At 70.8% G+C, this 10,990-nt stretch carries 10 protein-coding genes; 4 read left to right on the forward strand and 6 right to left on the reverse strand.

Going from position 1 to position 10,990, the window contains the following annotated elements:
- Both ADL03_RS37145 and ADL03_RS37150 read right to left on the reverse strand, forming a co-directional pair.
- Complete coding sequence (locus ADL03_RS37145) at positions 1-420, reverse strand: roadblock/LC7 domain-containing protein (RefSeq protein ID WP_053738309.1); 420 nt, start codon at positions 418-420, stop codon at positions 1-3.
- Positions 417-3,149 (reverse strand): nitrate- and nitrite sensing domain-containing protein, encoded by a 2,733-nt coding sequence (locus tag ADL03_RS37150; RefSeq protein WP_053738310.1) that lies wholly within the window; start codon positions 3,147-3,149, stop codon positions 417-419. Before ADL03_RS37150 ends, ADL03_RS37145 begins: the two co-directional genes overlap by 4 nt.
- A 331-nt stretch (positions 3,150-3,480) precedes the next feature.
- On the opposite strand from ADL03_RS37150, the gene ADL03_RS37155 reads away from it, so the two are divergent.
- Together ADL03_RS37155 and ADL03_RS37160 are read left to right on the forward strand one after the other, a co-directional pair.
- Complete coding sequence (locus ADL03_RS37155) at positions 3,481-3,891, forward strand: DUF485 domain-containing protein (protein WP_053738311.1); 411 nt, start codon at positions 3,481-3,483, stop codon at positions 3,889-3,891.
- The gene (locus ADL03_RS37160; RefSeq protein WP_053738312.1) at positions 3,888-5,465 is read left to right on the forward strand and encodes a cation acetate symporter; all 1,578 of its coding nucleotides are present in this window, start codon (positions 3,888-3,890) and stop codon (positions 5,463-5,465) included. Before ADL03_RS37155 ends, ADL03_RS37160 begins: the two co-directional genes overlap by 4 nt.
- On the opposite strand, the gene ADL03_RS37165 is transcribed toward ADL03_RS37160, so the two are convergent.
- The 3 genes from ADL03_RS37165 to ADL03_RS37175 are packed head-to-tail and all read right to left on the reverse strand — an operon-like array spanning position 5,451 to position 7,429.
- Positions 5,451-6,245 (reverse strand): alpha/beta fold hydrolase, encoded by a 795-nt coding sequence (locus ADL03_RS37165; protein WP_053738313.1) that lies wholly within the window; start codon positions 6,243-6,245, stop codon positions 5,451-5,453. The genes ADL03_RS37160 and ADL03_RS37165 overlap by 15 nt on opposite strands.
- Positions 6,246-6,296: 51 nt before the next feature.
- The gene (locus ADL03_RS37170) at positions 6,297-7,142 is read right to left on the reverse strand and encodes a RimK family alpha-L-glutamate ligase (RefSeq protein WP_053738314.1); all 846 of its coding nucleotides are present in this window, start codon (positions 7,140-7,142) and stop codon (positions 6,297-6,299) included.
- A complete protein-coding gene (locus ADL03_RS37175) occupies positions 7,139-7,429 on the reverse strand; it encodes a hypothetical protein (RefSeq protein ID WP_053738315.1) in 291 nt (96 codons plus the stop codon). The genes ADL03_RS37170 and ADL03_RS37175 overlap by 4 nt, the downstream gene beginning before the upstream one ends.
- A gap of 37 nt (positions 7,430-7,466) precedes the next feature.
- Between ADL03_RS37175 and ADL03_RS37180 the strand changes: the two genes are divergently transcribed.
- Together ADL03_RS37180 and ADL03_RS37185 are read left to right on the forward strand one after the other, a co-directional pair.
- Positions 7,467-9,053: a DUF885 domain-containing protein gene (locus ADL03_RS37180; RefSeq protein ID WP_053738316.1), complete on the forward strand. Its 1,587-nt coding sequence runs from the start codon at positions 7,467-7,469 to the stop codon at positions 9,051-9,053.
- Between the two features lie 88 nt (positions 9,054-9,141).
- On the forward strand, positions 9,142-10,083 hold the full coding sequence (locus tag ADL03_RS37185) for a quinone oxidoreductase (protein ID WP_053738317.1): 942 nt from the start codon (positions 9,142-9,144) through the stop codon (positions 10,081-10,083).
- 85 nt (positions 10,084-10,168) lie between these two features.
- Here the strand turns inward: ADL03_RS37185 and ADL03_RS37190 are convergent, their stop codons facing one another.
- Positions 10,169-10,672, reverse strand: a complete 504-nt coding sequence (locus ADL03_RS37190) for an FKBP-type peptidyl-prolyl cis-trans isomerase (protein ID WP_053738318.1) — start codon at positions 10,670-10,672, stop codon at positions 10,169-10,171.
- Positions 10,673-10,990: the final 318 nt, after the last annotated feature.

A 10,990-nucleotide genomic window follows, 5' to 3' on the forward strand; every position in this document is an offset into this window, starting at 1 on the left:
TCACCTCACGCTGTGCAGCTGCGCTCGCAGTTCGGGGGTGAGGATCTGGCCCACCTGGTCGACGACCACGGTCATCTCGTAGGCGACCTGGCCGACGTCGCTGTCGGGGGCGGCGAGCACCGCCAGACAGGACCCGTCTCGAATGGACATGAGGAGCATGATCCCGTAGTCCATCTCGATCACGGTGCGCAACACTCCGCCGCCCTCGAAACAGCGTGAAGCGCTCATCGTCAGCGCGGTCACGCCCGAGGCGATCGCGGCCAGCTGCTCGCCGCGGTCCGGCGGCAGACCTGAGGATTTCGTCAGGAGCAGCCCGTCCACCGAGATGACGATCGCGTGCGCGACACCGGGCACCCGGTCGGTGAAGTTCGTGATGAGCCAGCCGAACTGGTCCACCTGGCGCGACTGAGGGGTGCTCATGCCTTCTCCTGCCCGTTCCACTGGCCGTTCCCGTTCCCGTTGCCCCCCAGCGGGGCCTGGCGAAGGCCTGTCTGGTAGCTGGCCAGGAAGCCCCGTGCGCGTTCTGGGTCGCGCTTGGGCCCGTTGACCGGCCGCACCCCGTTCTCGGGACGTTCCGCGAGGTCGGGTAGCAGGTTCTTACGCGGAGCGCGTTTCGGCAACCCCGCTTCCGTCTCCCCCGCGTCCGCCGCGGGGTCGCCCGGCTGCTCCCAGACCGTGCCGGAAGCCTTCTTGCCGAACCACGAACCCGTCACGGACGGTGACGACGCCGGGCGTGGCACCTCGGGTGCGGCGCCATCGCCGGCCGGCTGTGCCGTGCCGTTCGTGCCGCTCGTGCCGGCGAACCACGACGAGGTCGTCTCCCCCGGCGACGGCTGCGCCGGCCGGGCGCCGTTGCCGGTGTGCCCGTTGACGTTGTGGCCGTTGCCGGTGTGGCCGTTGCCGGTGTGGCCGTTGCCGGTGTGGCCGTTGCCAGCGTGCGCGGTGCCGTTGTGGGCGTTGTGGCCGTTCACAGTGCCGGGGACACCACCGGTGAGCGGCGGCAGCGGCGGCTCGATCGCGGCGCCGCGGAACGAGGTCCACTCCGGCGACTGCCGCTGCTCCTCGATCGCGGGCGCGACCGGGGCCGGCGCCAGGTTCGGCGTCTTCACGACCACGTGCGGCTGCTTCGGGACCTGCCTGGGGACCTGCTTGGGCTGGGGCAGCGCGGCGTGCCGGGGCGCGGCGGGGACCTCGGCGTCCTCGTGGGACCGCACGAGCTCCGCGGGCACGAGCACGAACGCCCGCAGGCCCTCCGCGCCCTCAGCGGCCGAGCGCAGCCGCACGGTGATGCCGTGCCGGCCGGCGAGGCGGCCGACGACGAACAGACCCATCTGCCGGGAGACCGGCACGTCCTCCTCGGTGCCGGAGGAGAGCCGCTCGTTCGCCTCGGCGAGCTCGGCGGGGCCCATGCCGATGCCCTGGTCGGCGACCTCGATCAGCGCCGCTCCCTGCTGGTCGAGCCGGGAGCCGACGACGACCTGGGTGCTGGGCGCGGAGAACGCGGTGGCGTTGTCCAGCAGTTCGGCCACGAGCCGGACGAGGTCGCTCGCCGCGTAGCCGACGATCTCGACCGACGGCGTCGACTTCACGACGACGCGCTGGTAATGCTCGATCTCCGACGCGGAGGCGCGCAGCACGTCGGCCAGCGGGACCGGCTGGTGGAAGCGGCGTGCGACGTCGGTGCCGGAGAGCACCATCAGGTTCTCGTTGTTGCGGCGCATGCGCGTCGCGAGGTGGTCGAGCTTGAACAGGTTCGCGAGCTGCTCGGGGTTCTCCTCGTGGCGCTCCAGCTCCTCCATGAGCTTGAGCTGGCGCTCGACGAGGCCCTGCGAGCGGCGCGACAGGTTGACGAAGATGTTCTTCATGCCCGACCGCAGCGACGACTGCTCCACGGCGGACCGGATGGCCTGCTCGTGCACGGCGTCGAACGCGCGCGCCAGCTGGCCGAACTCCTCGCTGGTGTGCACGGGCACCGGTTCGATGGTGGTGTCCGGCTGGCGGTCGGCCCGGATCGCGGCGACGACCTGCGGCAGGTGGTGGTGCGCCACGTCGAGCGCGGAGTGCCGCAGCTCCGAGAGCGAGCGCAGCAGGTAGCGGCCGATGACGAAGCCGAGGGTGACGGCGACGAGCAGCATCGCGAGCAGGATGACCGCGGCGGCACCGGCCTTGTTGGACGTGTCGTCCTGCAGCGCGGCGGCCGAGTTCGCGAGCTCGTCCTGCAACGCGCGGGTGACCTGCTCCATCAGCCGCGCGGTCGAGCCGGAGGCCTTGTTCCACTCGTCGACGGCGATGCCGAGCGTCTGGGCGGGGTTCGGCTTGGGCTGGCCGGCCCTGGTGGGCACCGGCGTGCCGTCGGGCTGGGTGAGCGCGCGTTCGACGAGCTTGCCGCGGTTCGCGACGTCCACGCCGGTGACGGTCTGGTCGTAGTCGCGGCGCTGGCCGGCGGTGGCGACGGCCTGGAAGTCGCCGAGGCGGTCCTGCAGGCGGATGTCGGACTGCTCCAGCGCGCGGACCTCGGTGCCGAGGAGCTTGCCGCGGCCGATGCCGGACAGCACGATCGCGTGCTGCTGGGAGACCTGCTCCTGCGCGATGACCATGTTGTGCAGGCCGATGGCGGTGCCGGAGATGGCCGGGTCGCCGAACTGGCTGACGAGCGCCTGCTCGAAGTCCAGCAACGACTTCACGACGCCGGTGTAGCCGGTGGTGGGCGCCGTGGAGTCGCCGTCGCCGGTGGTCACCTTCTCGCGGAAGCTCTTGAGCTGACCGAGCTGGTCTCCCATCTCGGTGAAGCGGTTGCGCGCGACGTCGCTCAGGCCCGCGGTGCGTTCGACGCGGCGGCGCACGGTCGCGGCGGCGTTGTCCGTCGCGCTGATCTGGTTCTGGTAGGCGCCGACGCCGGACCCGCTCGTGGCGCTCTGCGCGGCCAGGGTCCGTTCCTGCTGCACGCTGGAGATCAGCGGCGCGAGGTCGGCCCTGAGCCGGACGAGACCCTGCATCTGCACGTACGAGTTCGACCGGTCGACGTATCCGGAGATCTGCAGTGCGCCCGCGCCGACGGCCACGGCGACCGGCACCAGCAGCACGACGCCGAGCTTGACCGGCAGCCGCCAGTTGCGCCAGTCGCTGATCTTTCTCCACTCGACATTCACGAAATGATCCCCAAGGCGCGCTCGAAGTGCCCCACTATCGGCTACCTCCTGGCCTGGAATCCCCACTAGTTGAGTCACCCAGGGGCTTGATATCGAGATCCGCCGTATCGGGTGTGTGCGGATAGTAGGCCAGAGATCGTGCAGCGACAACGACCTGGGGCGTGCACGGCTCGTCACCCTGCGTCACATCAAACCTGTTGGGGTGGTCCTGCACGTTCAAGGGATTGACTCGCCGCCACGCGTGGTTACGCTTGCGCCCTCCACCCCTGGCTCGGCCGCGGCCTCCGCGCGGGCGCCTGCCGGGCACTCCCCGTAACGAATCGAGCGGTTGATGACGAAGGCGCTGCCCTCCGTGTCACGCCCGGCGACGCCCGGTTTCGCGACCTTTGACGACTCACATCACTCATTGCTGATCGATGGTGACGGTGAGCCTGATTTCGGTGCCATCCAAACGAGTGACGATTTCCTCGCGCTCAAGCGGCGCGTCAAGCGATTCATTCTTCCCGCGACGCTGCTGTTCCTCGCGTGGTACGTCACGTTTGTGTTGCTTTCCGCTTACGCCGCCGATTTCATGAGCACTCCGCTGTTCGGAACAGTGAACGTGGGCCTGACGATGGGATTCCTCCAGTTCGTCACGACCGTCGTCATCACGATGGCGTACGCGCGTTACTCCAAGAAGAGTCTCGACCCCCAGGTCGACCGCGTGCGCGCGCTGGTCGGCACCGATGAGGAGCTCGCGTGACCGGGGCGAACACCGCGATCAACCTGTCCGTCTTCGGCGTTTTCGTCCTGCTGACGCTGTACGTCGTCTACCGCGCCGCCACGCGGAACGTGAGCGCCTCGGACTACTACGCGGCGGGCAGCAGTTTCACCGGCACGCAGAACGGCATCGCACTGTCGGGTGACTTCCTGTCCGCGGCGTCGTTCCTCGGCATCTCCGGCGCCATCGCCGTGAACGGCTACGACGGCTTCCTCTACTCGATCGGCTGGGTCGTGGCCTGGCTGATCGGCCTGATGCTGATCGCCGAGCGCCTGCGCAACACCGGCCGCTACACCATGGGCGACGTCATGGCGTTCCGCATGCGCCAGCGCCCGGTCCGCGCCGCCGCCGCCAACTCGACGCTGGTCATCTCGATCTTCTACATGATCGCCCAGATGGCGGGCGCCGGTGGCCTGATGGCGTTGCTGCTCGACGTGCACAGCAAGGTCGGCCAGGCGGTCATCATCGCCGTCGTCGGCATCGTCATGGTGCTGTACGTGCTGGTCGGCGGCATGAAGGGCACCACGTGGGTGCAGATCATCAAGGCCGTCCTGCTGCTGGTGACCGTGTCGCTGCTGACCATCTTCCTGATCGGCAAGTTCGGCTTCGACCTCTCCGCGATGCTCGACCGCGCGACGCAGAAGTCGCCGCTGGGCGAGGCCGTGCTCTCGCCGGGCGTGAAGTACGGCGGCTCGGACCTCTCCAAGATCGACTTCCTGTCCCTGGCCCTCGCGCTGGTGCTGGGGACGGCGTCACTGCCGCACGTGCTGATGCGCTTCTACACGGTGCCCAACGCGCGTGAGGCACGCCGTTCGGTCGTGTGGGCGACGTGGATGATGGCGATCTTCTACTCGTGCACCCTGGTCATCGGCTTCGGCGCGATGGCGCTGGTGGGCACCGACAAGATCACCGGGGCGCCCGGCGGCGAGAACTCCGCGGCCCCGCTGCTGGCGTTCCAGATCGGCGGCACGGTGCTGCTGGGCGTCGTGTGCGCGGTGGCGTTCGCGACGATCCTCGCCGTGGTCGCCGGCCTCACGCTGACCGCGTCGGCCTCGTTCGCCCACGACGTGTACGCGAACGTCATCAAGCGCGGCGACGCCGACCCGCGCGACGAGGTCAAGGTCGCCCGCCTCACCGCGGTCGGCGTGGGCGTGCTGGCGATCGTCGGCGGCATCGCGGCGAACGGCCAGAACGTCGCCTTCCTGGTCGCGCTCGCGTTCGCGCTGGCGGCCTCGGCGAACCTGCCGACGCTGCTCTACTCGCTGTTCTGGAAGCGGTTCAACACCCGCGGCACGCTGTGGAGCATGTACGGCGGCCTCACGTCGTGCGTGCTGCTCATCGTGTTCTCCCCCGCCATCTCCGGCTCGCCGTCGTCGGTGTTCCCGGACGCCGACTTCGCGATCTTCCCGCTGAGCAACCCCGGGATCGTGTCGATCCCGCTGTCGTTCCTGGCCGGGTTCCTGGGCACGGTGTTCGGCGGCGAGCCCGCGGACGCCCGCAAGCAGGCCGAGATGGAGGTCCGCGGGCTCACCGGGATCGGGTCAGGCCTCGGTTAACAGCGCGTCGAGGGCCTTGTTGAACGCCTCCGGGCGTTCGAGGTTGGGCATGTGCGCGGCCCCGTGCACGACGACGAGTGCCGAGCCGGGGATGCGCTGGTGCATGTACTCCGCGTCCGCGACCGGCGTGAACTCGTCGTCGCTGCCGACCACCACGAGCGTCGGCACGGCGATCGTGCCGAGCAGGTCGGTGTAGTCGGGCCGTTCGGCGCGTCCGCGCAGAGCGGCGGCGGCACCTTCCGGTGGTGCGTCGCGCATCATCCGCGCGACGTGGTCGGCGACCTCGGGCAGCGCTTCGACGTTGTGCGGCGCCACCATCTTGGTCAGCACCTCGTCCGCGTAGCCGGCCATGCCCTCGCTGAGCAACCGGTCGGCCATGGCGTTGCGGGCCGCCTTGCCCTCCGGCGTCTCGCCCTGGGCGAACGTGTCCGCGAGCAGGAGGCCGCGGATGCGGTCGCCGAAGAGCCGCTGGCACTCCAGGACGATCTGGCCGCCCATCGACAGCCCGCCCAGCACGAACCGCTCGACGCCGAGGTGGTCGAGCAGGCCCACGACGTCCTGCGCGAACGCCGACAGCGGCGTGACGCCCGGGACGACGGTGGACTCGCCGTAGCCGCGCAGGTCGGCGGCAACCACCCGCCAGCCCTCGGTGCTGAAGTGCTCGACCTGCGGCCGCCACATCGTGCGGTCGAACGGGTGGCCGTGCACCAGCACGAGCACGTGGTCGCCGGCACCCTCGTCGTCGTAGCCGACGGTGATGCCGTTGATCTCCGCTTTCATCGGTCCCCCTGGTGATGTCCGGTGATGTCCGGTGATGTCCGGTGATGTCGGCTACCGGGACGCCGCGGCCTGGATCGCCGCACTCATGCGGGCGGCCGCCTCGGCGCCGGTGTACCTGAACCCGAGCGTCGGCTCGGTGAGCTCCAGCTCCAGCAGCAACGGCGCGCCGTCCGCGCCTTCGACGACGTCGATGCGTGCGTAGAGGAAGTCCTTGGGCGCCAACGAGAGCAGCTCGGCCGCCGCGTCCAGCACCGCGTCGCCGAGCGCGAGCTGCGCCGCCGACGGTTCGCTGCCGGCCAGCTCCTCCAGGAGGTAGAGACCGGTGTCGGACGCCGCGCTGCCCTGCCTCAGCATCGGTCCCTTGTGGAACGAGTGCGAGTACTCGCCGGCGAAGTACACCAGCGACGTCTCGCCGCGTTCGTCCACACTGGACTGGTACGGCTGCACCAGCGCCGGTTTCCCCAGCGACCGCAGGTGTGCCAGCGCCAGGTCGTGGTCGGTGAAGCGGCCGGCCCCGCGCGAGCCCGCGCCGATGGTGGGCTTCACGACGAACTCGCCGTCCGGCCACACGGGTGTGCCGCCCGGCCGTACCACGGCCGTGGGCACCACCGGCACGCCCCTGGCGGCCAGCTCGACCAGGTACGACTTGTCGGTGTTCCAGCGCACGACGGCGGCGGGGTTGGCGAGCGCGGGCACGGTGTCGCACCACGTCAGGAACTCGTCGAGCCGCTCGGTGTAGTCCCACGGCACGCGTAACACCGCGAGGTCGGCGTCCACCCGGCCGCCCCAGACCTCCCACGCGACGTCGACGCCGTCGCGGGCCAGTGCGTCGAACAGCGGGTCGTCGTCGCCGTCACCCCTGGGCAGTGCCGCACAGGAGACCAGGACGACCCTCACGACTGCATCTTGGCCATCTTGCGGCGGTGAGCGGCGCCGATCCGGGTGGCCGCGGTGGTCTCGCGGTCCCACTCGGCCTGCTCGACACCGGTGGCCGCCTCGACGGCGGCGGTCGCGGACTCGACGTCCCCGACGATGACGTCACCCATGGCACCGTCCGCGCCGACCAGCACGATCCGGGCGCCGGCCCGGCCGATCGGCTCGACGACCGCGCGGACGGCCTGGTCCGGCTTGCCGTGGACCTTCACGAACTCGGCGATGCGCTTCTGCACGGTTTGATCAGACACGCTCCACACTCTAAAACCAGCAGGTAGCTTCGGTCGGGTGACCACCGACACGCTCACGGCCTACCTCTCGTGGTACTTCGAGCAGCACCCGGCGCACGCGGCGCAGGTCGGCTCGCTCGCCCACTACTCCACGTTCGGCGACTTCTCCGCCGCGGCGTTCGAGCGGCGGGCCAGGGAGAACGCCGCGTGGCGGGCGGAGCTGGAGCCCGAACCCGCGTCGGTGGACCGCGACCTGGTGCTGTCGGTGCTGCGCGGCGAGCTCGCCATGGAGGCGTGGCCGGCGTGGCGGCGTGACCCGCACGAGTACACGGCGTCGGTCTTCTTCGGACTGCTCCTGCCGTTCCTGCACCGGCTGCTGCCGGAGGAGGGCCTGGTCGAGGCGACGACGGCGAAGCTGGCCGAGGTGCCGTCGGTGCTCGCCGCCGCCGAACGCAACCTCGACCCCGCGCTCGCCTCCCCGTTGGTCGTGCGGCGTGCCCTCGCCCAGGCGCGCACGGGCCGGTCGTTCGTCCTGGACGCGCTGCCGCTGGAGGTGTCCGCGCCGGAGCTGCGCGCGCGGCTGGTGGACGCCGCGGTGCCCGCCGCGGAGGCGTTCGACCGGTTCGCCGCGTTCCTGGACGACCTCGCGCTGCGCGCCACCGGTGACTGGCGGATGGGCGAGAAGCTGTACTCGGCGCTGTTGCAGGACAAGGAGATGCTCGGCTACGGCTCGCCGGAGCTGCACCAGCGCGGACAGGACGCGTACGCCGCGCTGGAGGCCGAGATGGTCGAGCTGGCCGGCACGCCGGACTGGCGCTCGGTGATGAGCGCGTTGCAGGACGACCACCCGCCGACGCTGGAGGCGATGCGCGCGGAGTACGAGGCGGAGACGCGGCGGGCACGGACGGCACTGGTCGAGCACCAGCTGGTGACACTGCCCGAGGGCGAGGAGTGCCGGGTCGTTCCGTCGCCGCAGTTCCACCGGGCCGTCATGGCGGTGGCGAGCTACGTCGGCCCGCCGCCGATGACCGCGGGCCGGGTCGGACACTTCTTCGTGCCGTTCACCGCCGACGGCGCGTCGGACCTCGACATCACCCAGCGGCTGCGCACCAACGCCCGTTCGCAGCTGCCGACGATCTCGGTGCACGAGGCCTACCCCGGCCACCACTGGCACGCGTCGTGGGTGGCCGCGCAGGGCGACGCGCACCCGTTGCGGTGGGTGTTCCGCACGCCGTACTTCTCGGAGGGCTGGGCGCTGTACGCGGAGAAGCTGCTGCGCTCGGTCGGCCACTACACGACCCCCGGCGCGGTGCTGGGGCACGTGGAGGCCCGGCTGTTCCGCGCGGCGCGGATGGTCGTCGACACGGCGCTGCACTGCGGGGACATGACGCCGGACGAGGCCGAGTCGTTCATGGTGGCGCGCACCGCCCTGACACCGGGCACCGCCGCGGGCGAGGTCAGCCGGTACTGCGCGCGGCCGACGCAGGCACCGGCCTACCTGACCGGCGCGCTGGAGATCGACCTGATCCGCGAGGAGTACCTGGGCCGCGGCCTGGGCTCGTTGCGGGACTTCCACGACCGGATCGCGGGCTCGGGCGCCCTGCCGCTCGGCCTCGCGCGCCGCGTGGCACTCGGCGAGGAGTGACGGCACCGCCTTTGCTCCCATCCGGTGAGAACGGGAACATCGGGCGGTGACCCGGGGTTGTCCGGGTCGAGTCGATCCAGGAGGACACATGCCCAAGGCAGTGGTGGTGCGAGCGGCCGGTGGCCCGGAGGTGCTGGAGCACACCGACGTGGACGCGCGCACACCCGGTGACGGCGAGCTGCTGGTGCGGGTCGGCGCGGCAGGCGTCAACTACATCGACACCTACCAGCGCAGCGGCCTGTACCCCGTGCCGCTGCCGACCGCCCTGGGCCTGGAGGGCGCCGGTGAGGTTGTCGAGTCCCGGTCACCCGACTTCGCGGCCGGCGACCGGGTGGCGTGGATGTCGGTGCTGGGCAGCTACGCGTCCGAGGTCGTCGTACCGGCCGCCGCGGCGGTGCGGGTGCCGTCGGGCCTGGACGTCGAGACCGCGGCCGCCGTGCTGCTGCAGGGCATCACCGCGCACTACCTGGTCCACTCGACCCACGCCGTGCAGCCCGGCGACCGGGTGCTCGTGCACGCGGCGGCCGGCGGCGTCGGCCTCCTGCTGACGCAGTGGGCGAAGGCCAAGGGCGCGCACGTCATCGGCACGGTGTCGACCGACGAGAAGGAGGCGCTGGCCCGCGAGGCCGGCGCCGACGAGGTGCTGCGCTACGGCGACTTCGCGGCGCGGATCGACAAGGTCGACGTGGTGTACGACGGCGTCGGCCGCGACACGTTCGACCAGTCACTGGCCTCCCTCAAGCCCCGCGGCCTGCTCGCCCTGTTCGGCGCCTCCTCCGGCCCGGTCCCCCCGGTGGACCCGCAACGGCTGAACGCCGCCGGCTCGGTGTTCCTGACCCGCCCGTCGACCGGCGCGTACCTGCTCGACCGCGCCGAGTACGAGTCCCGCGCGTCCGACCTGTTCGGCGCGATCACCGACGGCACGCTGTCGGTGCGCATCGGCGGCCGGTACGACCTGGCGGACGCCGCCCAGGCCCACACCGACCTGCAGTCGCGCCGGACGACCGGGAAGCTGCTGCTCCTGCCGTGACCCCGCCCTCGGGGGAGCTTTCGCGCGGTCCGGGGCGTGCGAAAGCTCCCCTGCGGTTTTTGCTGCGCGGTGGGGCTGAGCGGTGCTACTTCGCGGCGGTCACCTTCACGCCGTCGATGACGAAGATGAGGGTCTCGTTCGGCTTGATGCCGTTGCCGCCCTTGCCGTACCCCTTGGCCGGCGGAACGATGAGCAGCCGCCGCCCCTTCTCCTTGAGCCCGACGATCCCCTCGTTCCAGCCGTCGATGACCGGCGCCTGACCGACGTTCTCCACGTCGAACGGCTCCCCGCGCTCGAACGAGCTGTCCAGCACCTTCTTGTCGCTGAACGTCGTGAGCTGGTAGTTCACCGAAGCCGTAGTCCCCGGCTTCACCTCGGCGCCGGTACCGGCCACCAGGTCCTTGACGATGAGCTCGTCGGTGGGCTTGCAGGCCGGGATCTCGACCTTGGGTGCCGCGCCGAAGTCACCGGAGACCTTGAAGTCCTCGGCTTTGCAGGGGGCGTCGGCGGCGGGCTTCTGCTCGCTGCCGCAGGCCGCGAGGGCGGTGGTGGCTAGGGCAAGGGAAGCGATGAGCAGGACGTTGCGCATGGCGGGGAGCTTATGGGCGGGGGTGTGAGCGGGGTGTAGCAGGTTGGTGGCTGGTCGTGCCTGGGGCCTTGCCGGCTGTCGTCCGTGGGCTGTCGCCTTGGGGGTGCGGGGGTCCGTTGTCTGTCACCTTGGCACCGGGGTTGGGTTGCGTCCGTGGGCGATCACCTTGGCACCGTGGCTGGGCAGGCAATGCGGCGATCACCTTGGGTGGGTGGTTGCGCAGGCAGGGACGACGTTCGGGGTTCATCGCCGCTTCGCGACGATCGCGATTGGGGCTTGACTTCGAGCCTCTAACGGGGCGATGAGTCGGCCTTCAAA

It is taken from the genome of Nocardia sp. NRRL S-836 (genome assembly GCF_001279525.1).
Lineage (GTDB): Bacteria > Actinomycetota > Actinomycetes > Mycobacteriales > Pseudonocardiaceae > Lentzea.